Below are 17,808 nucleotides of genomic sequence, written 5' to 3' on the forward strand. Positions count from 1 at the left end.
AAGGCAGCCAAGGCAGCCAAGGCAGCCGACCAACGGTCGGCTCTACGGGGCTTGGATCCCCTGTGCGGAGCGCCGGCCAGCGGCCGGCGCCCGCCAGCATCACTTTGCCTTCAGGACGACCTTGGTGCTGATCGCGGTTTCGTTCGGGATGGTCTTGGTGTCGGCCCAGTCGCCGCCGCCCACGCCGAAGTCCAGGCGCTTGACCGTGGCCTTGCCGCTGAGCACCGGCTGCGCGCCCGGGGTCCAGGTAAAGGTCAGGGTGACCGGCTTGCTGACCCCGCGCAGTTCCAGGGTGCCGTCGGCGGCGTACTGGTTGTTGCCCAGTGAACGGAATTTGCTGGCGCTGTATTTGGCCTGGGCGAACTTGCCGACGTTGAAGAAGTCCGCGCCCTGCAGGGTCGAATCCCGGTCGCTGTTGCCGCTCTTGGCGCCGGCCAGCGGAATGGTCACTTCCAGCCTGGAACCGTCCAGCTTGGCGGGGTCGAAGCTGAGCGTGGTGTCGAAGCCCGGGAAGGTGCCGGTAAAGACCTCACCGTCGTACTTGGTCGCAAACGCGAGCACCGAGCCGGGGGCCTGCACGTAGTCGGCGGCCAGCACCGGTGCGGTGGCGAGCAGGCCGGCGAGGGCGGCGGCGACCGCGGCGGGGGAGTTGAGCTTGATGTTCATGGTCAATCCTTCTGGGGGGAGGCAAGCCAGCGCTGCGGGAGCATGCGCGCAAGGGTGGCATCGCGTTGGTAAAAATGGTGGTAAAGCGCGGCGCCGGCGTGGGYCAGCACCACCGCGATCAGCAGCCAGAAACCCCACTCGTGGATGGCGTGGGAGACCTGCGTGACGCGCTCGTCCGGCCCGCTCAGCTTGGGTACCTCGACCAGCCCGAACCAGCGGAATGGACGCAGCCCGCTGGCCGAGTCGTACAGCCAGCCCGACAGCGGGATGGCGAACATCAGCACATACAGCAGCGTGTGCGTGGCCGAGGCAATGCGTTCCTGCCAGGTCGGCGTGCCCGCCACCGGATCGGGCGCGCCGGCGTACAGGCGCCAGCCCAGCCGCGCGACCACCAGGGCCAGCACGGTGATCCCGATCGACTTGTGCATCGTGTAGATCCAGAAGTACTTCGGGGTCTTGGGGAATTCGCCCATGGTCAGCCCGACGATGCCCAGGGCAAGGATCAGCAGGGCGATCAACCAGTGCAGGGTCTGGCTGACGCCGCCCCAGCGGGTGGCGGTGTTCTTGGCGGTCATGGCGTGGTCTCCTCGACCGGCTGTGGGGATACGGGGGTGGCCGGTGCGGGCTGCGGATCGGTGGCGCTGCTGTCGCGAACGGCTTCCGCTTCGATCCGCAGCTGCACCTCGTCGCCGATCATCGACGGCCAGCCGGCAACGCCGAACGCGCTGCGGCTGAGCGTAGCGGTGGCCGAGAAACCGGCGGTACGGCGGAATGGCGGCAGCGGGTGGCGTTTGAGTGCATTGAGGGTGACTGCCAGGGTCACCTCGCGGGTCACCCCATGCAGGGTCAGGTCGCCGATGACGTTGGCATGGGTAGCATCGATCGGTTCAACCCGGGTCGAGACAAAGCGCGCCTGCGGGAAGCGCCCGGTGTCGAGCAGGTTGCGCGCGGCGGTGGCCTTGTTCCACTTGTCATCGCCCAGGTCCAGGCGCTGGATTGGCACCGTGACGCTCAGCCTGGCCGCGGGCCAGTCCTGCGGATCGAATTCCAGCACGCCTTCGCTGCCGGACACCGTGCCCAGCGCATGCGAGAAGCCGGCGTGCTCCACCGCGAACAGCACGCGGGTGTGCACCGGGTCGAGCCGGTAGGTATCGGCGGCGGCCCGGGCCGCCAGTGGAGCGGTGCACAGCAGCAGGGCAAGGGTCAGGCGCAGGGTCATGGCCGGGCTCCATGGAGGACAGCGTCGATCATACGCATAGCCCCGTCGGTGCCAGCAGTGCCATGGCTGCAACAGATCGTGGCGCGGGCCGGGCCCGCACCGCGCGGCAACAGGCTGTTCCAGCGATACGCGCAGGTGGTGCGGCAGCGCCGCCCGGGCGCCACCGCAGGCGCTGTGGGACAATCTGCGGCTACAAGGAGATCTGGATGGCGATGGGAACGCGTGGCGGGTACGCGGGCATCGTGTTGCTGGTACTGGCGTTATGCACGCTGCCGGCAGCCTCGTGGGCCGCAGTGACATCGGCAGGAGCCTCGGTAGAGACGCCACGCATGCGCCGGCTGGGTGCCGCCGAAGGCATGCCATCGCGGATGGTGCTGGCGCTGGCGCAGGATCGCCAAGGTTACGTCTGGGCGGCCACCAATGATGGCCTGGCACGGGTGGATGGCGTCGGGCTGCGCGTGTGGCGCAACGATCCGGCCGACCCCGGCTCGCTCCCCGGCAACGAGATCGAAACGCTGCTGGTGGACCCGCTCGACCGTGTATGGGTGGGCATCAGTGGTGTTGGTCTGTCCATGTTGCCGCCCGGTCGCGAGCGCTTTCAGCGCTTCCCCGACCTCGAGGCGGGCTGCGAGGGGCAGGTGTGGTCGCTGGCCTATGCGGGCAAGTCGCTGTGGATCGGCACCAACCGCCACGGCATCTGCCGCCGCGAGGAAAACGGCACCTTGGTGCGCTACCGGGCCGATCCTGCCGACCCGGCCCGTCTTCCCGACGACACCATCTACAGCCTGTTGGCCGATCCGCAGGGGCGGGTCTGGGTCGGCACCGGCAGTGGCGTGGCGCGCTGGGATGGACAGCGGTTCACCCGCATCGCCACCGAGGTGCTGGGTGGCAAAAGCGTCTTCCGCCTGACCCGGGAGCCGGACGGCACGATCTGGGCCGGCACCGAGGGCGGGCTGTTCCGCATCGATGCCGATGGCAGTGCACGCAGGGCACCGTGGACACTGAGCGCCGACGTCCGCGCGGCCACGGTCGTACACGACCGCAACGGCGGCTATTGGCTTGGTACCGCCGATGGCCTTTACCGGGGCGACCAGGGCGACGTGCGACTGCTGGCCGGGGATGGCGGCAGTGGCTTCCTGACCGCGCGCAGCGGCGTGCTGGACATGTTGCAGGACCACGAGGGCGGGCTGTGGGTGGCCATGCTCACCCAGGGCCTGGCCTACCTGCCGCCGGACTGGCGGCGCTTCTCCACCTGGTACCAGCTGGACGGCAAGCCGCTGGACAGTGTGTATCTGCTCGGCGTGGCGGCGGCGGGCAACGACTTCTACGTGTCCGGCGCCCACGGCATCTACCGGTTGGACGAGCGCGGCACGCTGCGCCAGATCGCCGATGAAAATGTCCTCGGGGTGGGGGCGAACTGGTCGGTGTTGCCGCGTGCCGATGGCGCGCTGTGGATCGGTCGCGCCGGGCGCCTGAACCTGTTCCAGCCGCGTACCGGGCAGGTGCGCGAATGGAAGATCGGCGGTGGTGCGGATGTACGCCAGCGCATCGATCTGATCCGCCAAGCGCCCAACGGTGAGATATGGCTGTCGATCATGAACTACGGCATCCAGCGCCGCGATGCCGAGGGCACGCTGCTCGACACGATCCGCATCGACGCCGACCGAGGGCTGACCGACACCTCGATCGAGCAGATGCTGTTCGATGCACGCGGGCAACTGTGGGTGATGGGCGAGGCGGGCCTGATGCGCTGGAACGAGGGCCGATTCGAGCACGTGCCGGGGATTGCACCGGGCAACATCTTCGACATGGCCTGGATCGGTGCGGATGAGCTGTGGCTGGCGCGCAGTGGCGCACTGGAGCGCTACCGCTGGGATGGCCTGAGCATGACCCTGCGCGAGCGCGTTGGTAGCGCCGAGGGCGTGCCGCCGGTATCGATGGGCGGGCTGGTGATCGGCCGGCAGGGACGGGTGTGGGCGACCACCCCGCGCGGCCTGCTCAGCTGGCAGGGCAAGCAGCGCCAGCTACGGCTGTACGGCGAACGCGACGGCCTGCCGGATGTGGAGTTCAGTGGCCGGCCGCCGGTGCGTGCCGCCAATGGCCACCTGCTGGCGGTCACGGCTACCGGGCTGGTCGGGTTCGACCCGGATGCGGCCGACCTGCCGCTGCCGCCGTCGCAGCTGGTGATCGACAACCTGCAGGTGCGCCGCGACGACGCCGAGGGCCAGCAATCGCTGCCGCCGGACGCGCCGATCGTGCTCGGTCCCGAAGACCGCGACCTGATCGTCACCGCCCGCCTGCTGTCCTTCGCCAATCCGCAGGGCAACCGCTATCGCTACCGGGTCTCCGGGTACGACCAGAACTGGGTGATGCAGGCCTCCGACGGCGAACGCCTGTTGTCGCGCCTGCCCTCGGGGCAGTACGCCATCGATGTGCAGGCGGCCACCTCGCATGGGCAATGGACGCCGTCGCGCACGCTCAGCGTGGAGGTGCTGCCGCCGTGGTGGCGCAGCAACGGGGCGATCCTGGCGTACCTGGTGTTGTGGCTGCTGCTGGTGGCGGTGGTGGTGTACGTGGCGCGGGTGCGGCTGCGCCGGCGCCAGCAATGGCAGCTGACCGTGCACAAACAGCAGATCGCCGAACACGCCTCCCAGGCCAAGAGCCGGTTCCTGGCCACGCTCGGGCACGAGGTGCGTACCCCGATGACCGGCGTGCTGGGCATGAGCGAGCTGTTGCTGGCCACGCCGCTGGATGACCTGCAGCGGGGCTATGCCGCGTCGATCCAGCATGCCGGCACCCATCTGCTGCGGCTGGTCAACGATGCGCTGGACCTGGCGCGGATCGAAGCGGGCCGGCTCGAACTGGATATCCGTCCGTTCGATCTGATGTCGATGCTGGCCCAGGTGCAGGCACTGATGGAGCCGATGGCACACCACCGTGGCCTGGCCTTCGAACGCAGCTTCAACCTGCCCGGCCCGGTGCAGGTCAGTGGCGATGAAATGCGCGTGCGCCAGATCCTGATGAACCTGCTCGGCAATGCCATCAAGTTCACCGAGCGCGGCCATGTCGGGTTGGGCGTGGAGCTGCTCGACGATGGCCTGGGCGTGGCCTTCGAGGTCACCGATACCGGTCCAGGGATCAGCGCCGACCAGCAGCAGCGCCTGTTCCACCGTTTTGAACAGGCCGATGGTCCGCGTACGGCATCGCGGTACGGCGGCAGCGGGCTGGGTCTGGCGATCTGCCAGGAACTGGCGGTGGCGATGGCCGGACGGATCGACATCGACAGCCGGCCCGGCCAGGGCGCGCGTTTCAGCGTGGTCTTGCCGCTGCCGTGGACGCTGCGGCGCGGCGGCGCACCCAGCCACGCGCAAGACGCCGCGCGGATCCAGTTGCCACCGTTGCGGATCCTGCTGGTGGAAGACGACCCGACCGTGGCCGACGTGATTGCCGGGCTGTTGCGCACGCGCGGTCATGAGGTGGTGCACGTGCTGCACGGATTGGCTGCGTTGGCCGAGGTGTCGGCCGGGCCGTTCGATGTGGGCCTGCTCGACCTCGACCTGCCGGCGCTGGATGGCATCGCCATTGCCGGACAACTGCGCGCGCTGGGTTACGAGCTGCCGCTGATCGCGGTTACCGCGCGCTCGGATGCGTACGCCGAACAGCAGGTGCTGGAAAGCGGGTTCGATGGTTTCCTGCGCAAGCCGGTCACCGGCGACCTGCTGGTCGATGCGATCGCAACGGCGCGTGCGGGGCGACAGCCGGACGGCTGAGGGCATCCTGCTGCATGCTGAGATAGGCGGGGTGTTTCGATCAGTGGCGATCGATGCGAACTTCAACTCAGCAAGATGTGATCCAGCGCATGGCAGGAACCCGCACTGGCAGTTCGATCACTCTATTGTCAGTGCGATGACTGTGACGTGGTTGACGTAACCGGTGGCCTGCGGTGTGGCACGGCGTTGGAAGTGCGGGTTCTGGCTGGCTGCGTTGCTCGCGGTGTGGCCGTGCGCCACGGCCGCCACCGTGCTCGACCTGCCGTGGCCGCACCAGTTGGGGCTTCGCGAGGGCCTGCCGAACGCCGGCATGCAGGCCATGGCCGAGGACGCGACCGGCTATCTGTGGCTGGCCGGAAGCGACGGCCTGATGCGCTTTGATGGGCGGCGCGCACGGGTTTGGCGGCGCGAGGACGGGCTGGTCGATGCCGTGTTGCACGCACTGCACATCGACTCCCACGATCGGCTGTGGCTGGGCACCGCGTCGCAGGGAGTGGTGATGATGCCTGCCGATCGCAGCGGCTTCGAACGTCCCGACGAACAGGCGCCGCTGGCGGTACGCAGCGGCACCATCCACGCCATTGCCAGCAGCGGCGATGGCGCGGTGTGGGTGATCGGGGCGGACCGCCACCTGTACCGTCACGCCAGCGACAACCCGCGTTGGCAGCGTGTGGACACCGCGGCCGATGCGGTCACCGCATTGGCCCGGGATCGCGACGGGATGCTGTGGGTGGGCACTTCGCAAGGGCTGCGTCGCATCCGCGACGGGCGCGCCCAGCGCGTCGGCGTGCAGACCGTGGCCGTGCACATGCTCTGGCCCGACCCGCACGGCGGTATGCACGTGGGCAGCACGGACACGGCCTGGACCGTTGCTGCCGCTGGCGGCGCGTTGCAGCCGGTCGCGCCGGGTCGACCGCTGCTGCGCAGCGCCGACGGTGTGCTGTGGCAACAGCAGGCCGCCGGCCTGATGCTCCATCGCGGGCCACGCGCGCAGCCGGTGGCATTGCGCCCCGTGCATGGCCCACGTGCCCGCAGCGTGGAGATGCGCCAGGCCCTCCAGGACCAGCGCGGCGACATCTGGTTGCTCAGCCGTGCGCACGGGCTGTGGCGGTTGCCGGCGCGCTGGCGCGCGTTCACCGCATTGCCGGCCGCGGCCAACGGCCTGCCGGGTATCCGCAGTCATTACGCGCTCGCGCTGACCGCTTCCCGCGACGGGCGCTTGTGGGTGGCCGGCAGCCAGGGACGTCTGCAGCGGCTGGACCTGCGCACCGGTGCCAGCAGCGATCACCTGACGTATCCGCACGAAGGCTTCAGTGCGGTGGCCGTGGGCATGGCCGAAGACCCACGGCAACGTCTGTGGATCGCCAGCGCCGGGCAGATGCTGCGCTACGACCCGGCCCGCGGCGAGGTCCGGCGCTGGCCGCTGGCGCTGCCCTCCGGCGACGGGCCAATGCACCTGCAGGCGTGTCCGGATGGCAGCGTCTGGTTGGCCCACGCGCAACAGATCCAGCAGTGGTCGGCCGGCGGCGTGCGCCTGCATGCCGATGCACCGCAGGCGCTGGGTCTTGCGCGTGGCCGGGCGGCGCGCCAACTGCTGTGCGACCGCACCGGGATGCTGTGGGCGACCGACCGCGAGGGGCTCAAGTACTGGGATGCGACACGCCGGCGCTTTGTGGCCGCCGAAGTGCAGGGCACGCCGTTGGCGGCCGTTGCCGAGGGCGACGATGGCAGCCTCTGGCTCAGCCGCCAGGATGCGTTGGAGCAGCACCGCTGGGAGGGTCAACGGCTGCGGCGAGTGCGCCGCTTCGATGCGGCGTCCGGCTATCCGCTGCTGCGCGCCGACGCGCTGGCGGTGGATGCGCACGGCACCGTGTGGGCCGGCGCGGCGCGTGGCCTGATCCGACTCGACCCGGGCGACGGTCAGGTGTGCGTACTGGGCAGCGCCGATGGCCTGCCGGTGCAGGAGATTCTTGGCCAGCGCCTGGTGCGGGTGGCGACCGGCGCGCTGGCCGCGGCGGTGCGCGAAGGCGGGCTGTTGCTGTTGGAGCCGGGCAGCGTGCGTCAACCGCAACCGGTACCGACGCTGGTGATCAATGCGGTCCGACTGCAGCGGCGCGGTACGGCGCTTAACCTGCGGTCGGGAGTGGCACCGACGTCGCTGTCCAGTACCGATCGCAACATCCAGATTGCGGTCAACCTGTTGGGCCCAGGCGATCCGGATCGCATTCAGCATCGCTTCCGTCTGGCCGGACATGATCCGGACTGGGTGGACACCGGCCCGGTAGCGCAACGCATCTTCGCGCGCCTGCCTGTCGGCGAGCATGTGGTGGCGGTGCAGGCGCGGCATGGCGATGGGCCATGGTCGGCGCCGCGGGACGTTGCGCTGCAGGTGGCGCCGGCATGGTGGCAGACCCTGCCCGGCAGGATCGGCCTGACGCTGGCGGCCGCACTCGCGCTGCTGACGGCGAGCCGTACCGGCACCCGCTTGGCGCGGTGGCGGCGGCGCCTGCTTGCGGCGCGTCTGCAGCACCGCCGCGCGGAACGGGTCTCGGCCGAACGCACCCGTTTCCTGGGGCGGCTGGGACACCGCATCCGGGTGCCGATGACGGTGGTCTGCGGCTGGAGCGAACTGCTGCTGCAGGCACCGCTGAGCGTGCGGCAGCGGGCACAGGCCGACAGCCTGCATCGCGCCGGCCGGCACCTGGTGCAACTGGTGGATGATGCGCTGGACCTGGCCAGCATCGAAGCCGGACGCCTGCATCTGCAGCCCGGCGCGTTCGCCCCGGCGGCACTGCTGCATGAACTGCACGCCCTGTTGCTGCCGGTGGCTGCGGCCAAGCAGCTGCGCCTGGCCTGGGACAGCAGCATCGAACCGCAGCGATGGCTGCTGGGCGATGTGCGGCGACTGCGCCAGATCCTGTTGAACCTGATCGGCAACGCGGTGAAGTTCACCGCGCAGGGCAGTGTCCAGGTATCCGCCAGGTGCGGCGCGGGCGGCCGTGGTCTTGTGTTGGTGGTGACCGATACCGGCCCGGGCATGAGCGCCGAGCAGGTGCGGCGCCTGTTCCAGCGTTTCGAACAGGCCGACGGTGCGGTCACGCTCGCACGCCATGGCGGCAGCGGACTGGGGCTGGCGATCAGTCGCGAGCTGGCCCAGGCGATGGGCGGGGACATCCAGGTCCACACTCGGCCGGGCCAGGGCAGCCGTTTCGAGGTGCGGTTGCCGCTGCCGGATGTCGCCGGGCCGCCGGCACTGGCGACGCCGGCGGGTGCACCCGACGGGAGGGGCGCACCGGCGCGACGCGTGGTGCTGTTGCTGCCGCATGCGGATACCACGGCGGTGGTCGCGGCCCTGTTGCGGGCGCAGGGACAGCACGTGGTCTGCCTGCCCCAGGTGGCGGAGGACGTTGCAGCGTGGCCGGCCGTTGCCTGCGACCTGGTGGTTGCCGATCCGGATATGCGCATCAGTGGCGAGCGGGTCGCTGCGTTGCTGGCACGCTGTTGGCCCGGCGTACCGCGCGTTGCAGTGACCCCGCGTGCCGATGCAGCGGCCGAGCGCGACGCGCTGGCGGCCGGGTTCAGTGGCTTCCTGCGGTTGCCGTTGAGCGGCGACGCGTTGGCGGTGGCGCTGCGCGCCTGCACGGACCCACGATGACGCTCCTGCGCCGGATGCTGGCCGCGTTGTTGCTCCTGGTCTGCACCGGGGGCAGTGCGCGGGCGCAGTTGCCCGAAGCGTTCCGGTTCACCACGGTGGATGGGCTGCCTTCCAATGCCGTGCATCAGGTGGTGGAGGATCGGCACGGTTATCTGTGGTTTGCCACCGACGATGGCCTGGCGCGCTTCGACGGGCGTCACTTCCGGATCTGGCGACGCGAACAGGGTTTGGTCGACAACCAGTTGCTGGCGCTGGCGCTGGACGAGCATGACCGGCTGTGGATGGGGACCGGCCGGGGCGTGGTGATGCGGCTGTCCGCGGACCGCACCCGCATCGATGCGTTCGGCGGCAGCCGCCATCCCGCCCTGGCCGGTGCGGCGATCAGCGTGCTGCTCGCCGATACACAGGGCGGCGTCTGGTTCGGCGCGCGCGGCGCGGGACTGTTCCGGCTCGACCCGCAGCAGCGCCTGCGTCAGTACCTGCCCACGCTGCGCGGCGACGGCGTCCCGCCCGGCGATGTGGAACATCTCGTCCACGATACCGACGGTGGTCTCTGGGTGGGGACCACGCAGGGGCTCGCGCGCTGGGACGACGGTCGCTTCCATCGGCCCGCCGTTGCCGCCCTCGCCACCGCGCCGATCACCGGCATGGGTGTCGATGCCGGTGGTGTGCCGTGGATCAGCAGCGCCGTCGGGCGCTGGCGCGTGCAGGGTGGCACGCGCGTGCAGGCGGTAGCCCTGCATCGGCATGCGCGCCTGCTTGGCATCGGCCGCGAGGATGCGCAGTGGTGGGCTGACGGGCAACGGGTATGGCGGCAGCCGTCAGGGGCTGGCGCGGCGGCGCCGGTCGGGTTGGCGTCGGCCGGCGACGGCACGATGCCACGCCTGCGGCGGGCCTTCGAGGATCGCCAGGGCGGTGCGTGGCTGCTCGGGACGCATCTGGGGGTGTGGCGTCTGCCGCCGCTCTGGCGGCAGTTCCGTGCACAACCGGCGCCRCAGCGACAACGTGGCCTGGAGGGTTTCATCCCCGCGGTGCACAGGTCCAGCGCGGAGTTGAGCTGCGCCGAGGATCGCTACTGGCGGATCCGCGATGGCGCGCTCGAACGGCGTGGTGCCGATCGACGACCGGTCGCACGCTGGCCGCTTGTCGATACCCGTGGCGTGCCGGTGCAGGGGCCTTTGTCGCTGCACTGCGCGCAGGACGGCGGCGTGTGGCTGGGCGGGGCGGCTGGTCTGAAGCGTTGGAATGGGACGCGCTTGGTGACCGTCCCAGGCGCGCCGTCAGACATCACGGCGCTGCATGTCGATCCTGCCGGTGGCCTGTGGATCGCCGCTGCCGGGGTCATCTACCGCTACCGGTGGCAGCGCGGCGCGCTGCAGCAGCGTCTTCGTCTGGACGAGCGTGACGGCCTGCCGCCGCTGCAGCTGCAGGCCATGGCCACCGACGGCAGCGACGTGCTGTGGGCCACCGCTGGTACCGGACTGCTGCGGGTGGCCCCGGCACGCCGCGAGGTGCGCCTGTATGGACGGGACGACGGCGTTCCCGAAGCGGTGATGCACGCGCGCCTGCAGGCGGACGCGGGCACGATGCTGGCCGTTGGCGAGGAGGGCGCTGCGGTGGCGTTCGATACGGCCCAGCTGGCACGGCCAATGACCTCGCCGGCCCTGGTCATCGAACGCGTGCAGCTGCGTCGCGGCGAGCATCTGCTGACCGTGCCCCCGCTGGGGCCGCTGCAGTTGCATGCGCACGATCGCGATATCCAGATCACCGCGCGGGTGCTGTCGGCGCAGCTCGATCCACGGCAGCAGTACCGGTTCCGGCTGCGTGACAGTGGGCAGGGCTGGAGCCGGACCCGCAGTCGCGGCACGATCGGTTTTCCGCAGCTGGCGCCGGGCCAGCATGTACTGCAGTACCAGGAGCGCGGCGGCGATGGACGCTGGTCGACCCTGCAGGAGCTGGTGCTGCACGTGCAGCGCAGCGACTGGCAGCATCCCGGCGTGCGGGCTGCGCGCCTGACCGCGCTGCTGGCGCTGTGCGTGGTGATGGGCTGGGGACTGTGGCGCAGCGTGGCGCGGATGCGCGCCCGACGCGCCGTGGCGCGGCGACGGGGCTGGGCACAGCAGTCCGCCGATGCCAAGGCTGGCTTCCTGGCCACCTTCGGGCATGAGATACGCACCCCTCTCACCGGCGTGCTCGGAATGAGCGAGCTGCTGCTTGCCTCGACGCTGGCACCGCGGGAGCGCCGGCGTGTCGCGCGCATCCAGCGCGGTGGACGGCAGCTGCTGGCCATCCTCGACGACGCACTGGACGATGCGCGCATGGACGCCGGACGGGTGCCATTGCAATGGTCCCGTTTTGATCTGCTCAGCGTGTTGCAGCGCTGGCGACAGCATACGCAGCTGGTGCTGTGCGCGCAGGGCAGCATTTTTGCGGCATGCGTGCATCTGCCCGGGCCCGTGCGGGTGGGCGGGGATCCACAGCGTCTGCGGCAGCTGCTGGAGGTGATGATCGAGGGTCTACTCGACGCGCTGTCGGCCTGCCGGATCGCGGTCCAGGTCGGTTGGCTGCCCGGTCGTGGCGGGATGCTGCTGGATCTGCAGGCCGCGCCGATGGCAGGCCTGCCGATGCCGGCCGAGACGGTGATGCGGGCGGCGCTGGAGCGCGCGCAGACCTGCGCGCGAGCCCTGGACGGGCAACTGCGGGTGGTATTGCGTTCCGGGACGGGGTGGTGGCTGGTACTCCGGCTGCCGCTGGCGCCCGGCACGGACGGCGACGATGAGCCAGCCCCCGGCCGTGGGGTCGCGGCCGGCGAGCCGGGCGCGCCATGGCGGGTGTTGCTGGTCGAAGATGATCCGCTGCTTGCCCAGGTCCACGCCGGGGTGTTGGGCGCGCGCGGTGCGCACGTGGTGACCGCGGGGCATGCACTGGCGGCGATGGCCGAGGTGGCAGCGGCGCGCGTCGATGTGATGCTGCTGGACCTGGATCTGCCGGGCGTGGATGGCTGGCAGCTGCTGGACATGCTGCGCACGCAGGGCTGCCAGGTACCGGTGTTGATCCTGACCGCGCGGCGCGAACCGGGGTTGGCCGAACGCGCGGCCGTCGCCGGGGCGGCGGGTGTGCTGCACAAGCCGGTCGATGGCGATCAACTGTACGCGGCGGTGCGTATGCTGCTTCCGGGCTGAGTGGATCGTCGCCACGCAGCGAACCGTTTACCATGCGGACCTGGCCCCAGGCTCGACCCACCGCGCTGCGGTGCGGTCGCAACCCTGGCGAGCATCCACGGACAGAGTCGGGAGATCCACTGGTGGTGCCTTTGCGTTGGCTGCTCCTGATCGGGATCGCATGGCTCTGGCCGCTGCTCGGCCACGCGCAGCCCGTGCCGCCGACACCCCGCCAGCTCACCGTGTTCGACGGATTGCCGTCCAACACGGTCAATCGCATGGCCGAAGACGGCTACGGGTACCTGTGGATCGCCACCAACGACGGCCTGGCCCGTTACGACGGGCGCAACTACCGGGTGTGGCGTGCCGAGGATGGGCTGCGCGACAACCATGTGTGGAGCGTGCACGTGGATGCGCGCAACCAGCTGTGGATCGGCACCGAAAACGCCGGACTGGCGATGATGTCGGCCGATCGGCGCGAGCTGCGTTTCTTCGACCGCGCCAGCCACCCGGTGATCGGCAGCAACACGATCTGGAGCATTACCTCCACCGCCGATGGCACGGTCTGGTTCGGCACCTATGAAGGCGGCCTGCACCGGCTCGACCGCAATGGCAAGGTCACCCGTTTCATGCCCGAGCATGGCAATCCACGCAGCCTGCCGTCCGCCTCGGTTACGCAATTGGCGACTACCCGCGACGGCAGCCTCTGGGTGGGGACCAAGGCCGGGTTGGCGCGCTGGACCGGGCATGATTTCGAGCGGGTGTCCAGCCGCTATCTGCACGAACAGCTGATCAACGGCCTTACCGCCGAGCTCGACGGCAGCCTGTGGGTGGCCACCAATGCCGGGGTGGTGGTGCGGCGTCCGGATGGACGCATCGAGCCGGCGCCGTGGAAGGTCGATGCGCGTGACCAGATCCTGGGCATGATGCTGCGCGACGAACAGGGCGGCTACTGGCTCGATACCCGCTCCGGGTTGGGCCGCGCCTACGACAACCAGTTTCAGCAGGTGCCGTTGTACAGCGCCGTGGCGCGCGGCCAGGTGCGACCGAACTGGACCGGTGCCTACGAGGACCGTGAGGGCGGGATCTGGCTGGCCAGCACCAACAGCGGCCTGTGGCACCTGTTGCCGCGCTGGTGGCAGTTCTCGGTGTTGTCGCGGCTGGAAGATGATCCGTCCTCGCTACGCAACGGCTACGTGCTGGGCATGTCCGCCGCCGCCGATGGCGGGGTATGGACGGTGGGCACGCACGGGGCGCTGGACAAGTTCGACCCGGTCACCGGCCGCGTGGTGCAGCACCGTACCTGGGTGGACGGCAACCAATGGCTGCAATCGGTGAAGGAAGACGCGCTGGGGCGGGTCTGGATCGGTTCGCGCGATGCGTTGTTGCGCTACGACCCGAAGGAGGCAGCGTTGCGGCGGTGGGGCAACGACGCGGCGGTGGATGCGGCGATGGAGGGGCAGATCGAATCGCTGGCGCTGTGCGATGGCGGACGGCTGTGGAGCGCCGCGTCGACCGGACTGCAACAGCGCGATCTGGAAGGTCGGGTACTGCACCGCATTGCCGCCGGACATGCGGGACTGGCGGAGGGGCAGATCGCGCTCGACCTGATGTGCGGCAGCGAGGACCACCTGTGGGCAGCGACCAACCAGGGGCTGCTGCACTGGGTGCCGGCGCGGTCGCGGTTCGAGCCGGTCCCCGGCGCGCCACCGGGCGCGATCCATGCGGTGGCCACCGCCGCCGACGACAGCGTGTGGCTGTCCCAGGAAGGACGGCTGAGCCAGTACCGCTGGCAGAACGGCCGGCTGCTGCTGCAGGCGGTCATCGGCGGCGGTGCGGGCTATCCGGACGTCTCGGCGACCGGGCTGGTGGTGGATGCGCAGGGCGTGGTCTGGGCGGCCAGTGCGCGCGGCCTGATCCGGGTCGATCCGCAGATGGGCAACGTGCGTCTGTATGGCGTGCACGATGGCCTGCCCAGCCAGGAGTTCCGCCGCAGCACCTTGACCCGTACCGCCAGCGGCCGCATCGTCGGCGGTACGCCGGCCGGCGTGGTGGTGTTCGATCCGCGCCAGGTGCGGCCGTCCAACCGGCGTGCGCCGCTGGTGATCGAACGGGTGGAGGTGCGGCGCGGCGACCGCGTGGCCGACCTGACCCATCTCACCCCGCTGGAAATCGCCGACGCCGATCGCGACCTGCGCATCGTCGCGCGGTTGCTGTCCTTCGCCGATTCCTCGTCCAACAGCTATCGCTACCGACTGGCCGGTTACGACCCGGATTGGGTGGACGTCGGCCCGGCTGGCGAGCGGGTGTTCTCGCGCCTGCCACCGGGCAGTTACCGGCTGGAGGTGCAGGCGCGCTCGGCCGACCAGGTGTGGTCGCGGGTGCAGTCGCTGGAATTTCGGGTGCAGCCGCCGTGGTGGCGCAGTTTGTCGGGCCTGCTGGTGTTGACCTCGTTGGCGTTGCTGCTGATGAGTCTGTTCGCGTGGCTGTATCGACGTCGCCTGCAGCGCAAACATGCGTACCAGCTGGCGTTGCAGAAGCAGGAACTGGCCGAGCAGGCCTCGGCCGCCAAGACCCGCTTCCTGGCCAACCTGGGCCATGAAGTACGCACGCCGATGACCGGTGTGCTGGGCATGAGCGAGCTGTTGCTGGGCTCGGCGCTGGATCCGCAGCAGCGCAGCTGGACCGCATCGATCCGGCATGCCGGCGAACACCTGCTGCACCTGGTCAACGATGCGCTGGATCTGGCACGGATCGAATCGGGACGGTTGCAGCTGCAGGCCGAGCCGTTCGACGTGAACAACCTGGTCGACGACGTGTGCACCCTGATGGCGGCGCTGGCCGAGCAGAAGCAACTGCGTTTCGTGGTCGACAACCAGTTGCCTAAGGGTCTGGGCAGCGTCGGCGATGCGGTGCGGGTGCGACAGATCCTGCTCAACCTGCTGGGCAATGCGGTCAAGTTCACCACGCACGGCGAGGTACGCCTGAAGGCGATGACCTTGTCTGCCGATCGCGGGGTGTACTTCGAGGTTTCCGATACCGGTCCGGGGATCAGCAGCGATCAACAGCAGCGGCTGTTCCGCCGTTTCGAGCAGGCCGATGGCGCGCGGACGGCCGCGCAATATGGTGGCAGCGGGCTGGGGCTGGCAATTTGCCGGGAGCTTGCGCTGGCGATGCAGGGTCAGGTCGGTATCGAGAGCCAACTGGGGGTGGGCACCTGTTTCAGCCTGACCTTGCCACTGCCGCTGCATATTGTCGCCGCGCCGGCCGGCTTCGCAGGGGGCGGCGACGGCCAGCAGCTGCCGCCGATGCGGATTCTGCTGGTGGAAGACGATGCGACCGTGGCCAGTGTGATCAGCGGGCTGCTCGGCGCGCGCGGGCATCAGGTGGTGCATGCCGAGCACGCGCTGGCGGCGCTGCGAGAGGTCAGCGAGGCGCCGTTCGACGTGGTGCTGCTGGACCTGGACCTGCCCGGGCTGGGGGGGATCGAATTGGCCGGGCACCTGCACAACCAGGGCTACGAGATGCCGATGATCGCCGTGACCRCGCGTACCGACCCGGGCATCGAGCAGCAGGTGCGCGCGGCGGGCATGCAGGGCTTCCTGCGCAAGCCGGTGACCGGTGAGCTGCTGGTGGAGGCGATCGCGCGGGCGTTGCGCACGGCGCGCGGGTAAGCGGCGGGGCAGGTCATCGGGCCAAGGACCGCGTGCTGATCACCGGACCAACGGTCGATGCTACTCAGCGACCTCTTCCACATCGCGCGGGGAGGGGCGGGTGTCGGGCAGCTGCCAGAAGATCAGCGTGGAGGTGAGGGTGATGGCACCGACGCAGACGAAGGTGGCGTGCAGGGCGGCGGTGGCGCCGCGCAGGGCATCCAGGTGGTCGAACGCGGCCAGCAGGCTGCCGGCCGCAGCGGCGCCGAAGCCCGTGGCGAGCATCATCACCATCGACAGCAGGCTGTTGCCCGAACTGGCGAAATCGCGGTCGAGATCGCGCAGGGTCACGGTGTTCATGACGGTGAACTGCAGCGAGTTCACCGCGCCGAACAGGGCCAATTGGACGATGCGCACCCACAGTGGCTGGCCGGGTGTCATGAAGATGAAACTGGCCATTGCCAGGCCAACCAGCACGGTGTTGACCATCAGCACCCTTCGGTAGCCGAAGCGTTCGACCAGTTTGACGGCGTAGCGTTTGGAGAGCATGCCGGCGGCGGCGACGGGGATCATGAGCAGGCCGGCATTCATCGGGCTCATGCCCATGCCGACCTGCAGCAGCAGCGGGATGAGCAGGGGCATGGCGCTGCTGCCGATGCGCGAGAACAGGTTGCCGAGGATGCCGATGCGGTAGCTGGGCACGTGGAACAGGGCCAGCGAGAACAGCGGTGCGGTGGAATTGGCCGCGTGCAGCCAGTAGCCGACGAGGGCGGCCAGGCCGGCGACGGTCATGAGCATGACCAGCGCGTGCGGGGTGGCCATGCCGGAGATGCCGTCCAGGGCGAGGGAAAGCACGACCATGCCGAAGGCGAGCATGAGGTAGCCGGCCAGGTCGAAGCGGGTGCGATGCTCGGCGTAGTGGTCGGGCATGACGTTCATGGCGGCGATGTAGCCGATGACGCCGATGGGCAGGTTGATCAGGAAGACCCAGTGCCAGGAGGCGACTTCAACCAGCCAGCCGCCGAGGGTGGGGCCGATGAGCGGGCCGATGAGGGCGGGGATGGCGATGAAGCTCATGGCGCGGAGGAACTCTTCGCGCGAGACCGAGCGCATGACGGCGAGGCGGCCGACGGGGAGCAGCATGGCGCCGCCGACGCCCTGCAGGACGCGTGCGCCGACGAGCTGGTGCAGGGTCTGGGCGAGGGCGCAGGCGAGCGAGCCGAGGGTGAACAGGATGATGGCGACGAGGAAGGTGCGCCGGGTGCCGAAGCGGTCGGCTATCCAGCCGGAGGCGGGGATGAAGGTGGCCACGGCGAGGGCATAGCTGAAAACGACCGACTGCATCTGCAGGGGGCTTTCGCCGAGGCTGCGGGCCATGGCGGGGAGGGCGGTGTTGACGATGGTGGAGTCCAGCATCTGCATGAAGATCGCCAGCGATACCAGCCACAACAGGGGCCGGATCGAGGCGTAGCTGCTGGTCGTCATCGTGCGCACCTTCATCAACGAGGGGCACATGATCGCCGATGCGGGATCAGGGTGCGGTCAAGATGCGGTTGTGGACTGGATTGGCAAAGTTGTTTCAGAAGCTGGAGAGCCAGCGCCAGCGCCAGCGCCAGCGCCAGCGCCAGCCCAGAGCAAAGCCAGAGCCGAAGCCGAAGCGCTTGATGTGCTGGCGACCAGGCTG

At 69.7% G+C, this 17,808-nt stretch carries 8 protein-coding genes; 4 read left to right on the top strand and 4 right to left on the bottom strand.

All coding sequences use genetic code 11. The annotated features are described in order from the left end of the window. Positions 1–99: 99 nt before the first annotated feature. From AC1DQP_RS05695 to AC1DQP_RS05705, 3 genes are read right to left on the bottom strand one after another with little or no spacing between them, the layout of a single operon-like run. Positions 100–666, bottom strand: coding sequence for a YceI family protein (locus tag AC1DQP_RS05695; RefSeq protein WP_478051239.1), 567 nt, complete (start codon positions 664–666; stop codon positions 100–102). A 2-nt stretch (positions 667–668) separates the two neighbouring features. Further along, a complete protein-coding gene (locus tag AC1DQP_RS05700; RefSeq protein ID WP_478051240.1) occupies positions 669–1,241 on the bottom strand; it encodes a cytochrome b in 573 nt (190 codons plus the stop codon). Continuing rightward, positions 1,238–1,885 carry a YceI family protein gene (locus tag AC1DQP_RS05705; RefSeq protein ID WP_256775807.1) on the bottom strand — a complete coding sequence of 216 codons (648 nt, stop codon included), beginning with the start codon at positions 1,883–1,885 and terminating at the stop codon, positions 1,238–1,240. Before AC1DQP_RS05705 ends, AC1DQP_RS05700 begins: the two co-directional genes overlap by 4 nt. 212 nt (positions 1,886–2,097) lie before the next feature. Between AC1DQP_RS05705 and AC1DQP_RS05710 the strand changes: the two genes are divergently transcribed. The 4 genes from AC1DQP_RS05710 (at position 2,098) to AC1DQP_RS05725 (ending at position 16,145) form a co-directional block, all read left to right on the top strand. Next, a complete protein-coding gene (locus AC1DQP_RS05710) occupies positions 2,098–5,655 on the top strand; it encodes a hybrid sensor histidine kinase/response regulator (RefSeq protein WP_478051242.1) in 3,558 nt (1,185 codons plus the stop codon). Positions 5,656–5,830: 175 nt separating this feature from the next. Continuing rightward, a complete protein-coding gene (locus AC1DQP_RS05715; protein WP_457318606.1) occupies positions 5,831–9,310 on the top strand; it encodes a sensor histidine kinase in 3,480 nt (1,159 codons plus the stop codon). Further along, positions 9,307–12,492: a ligand-binding sensor domain-containing protein gene (locus AC1DQP_RS05720; protein ID WP_457318607.1), complete on the top strand. Its 3,186-nt coding sequence runs from the start codon at positions 9,307–9,309 to the stop codon at positions 12,490–12,492. The genes AC1DQP_RS05715 and AC1DQP_RS05720 overlap by 4 nt, the downstream gene beginning before the upstream one ends. A 122-nt stretch (positions 12,493–12,614) precedes the next feature. Next, positions 12,615–16,145, top strand: coding sequence for a hybrid sensor histidine kinase/response regulator (locus tag AC1DQP_RS05725; RefSeq protein WP_478051241.1), 3,531 nt, complete (start codon positions 12,615–12,617; stop codon positions 16,143–16,145). A gap of 60 nt (positions 16,146–16,205) precedes the next feature. On the opposite strand, the gene mdtD is transcribed toward AC1DQP_RS05725, so the two are convergent. Beyond that, positions 16,206–17,609, bottom strand: a complete 1,404-nt coding sequence (mdtD, locus tag AC1DQP_RS05730) for a multidrug transporter subunit MdtD (protein ID WP_256775804.1) — start codon at positions 17,607–17,609, stop codon at positions 16,206–16,208. Positions 17,610–17,808: the final 199 nt, after the last annotated feature.

The sequence above is a fragment of the Stenotrophomonas sp. P5_A8 genome (genome assembly GCF_056400545.1).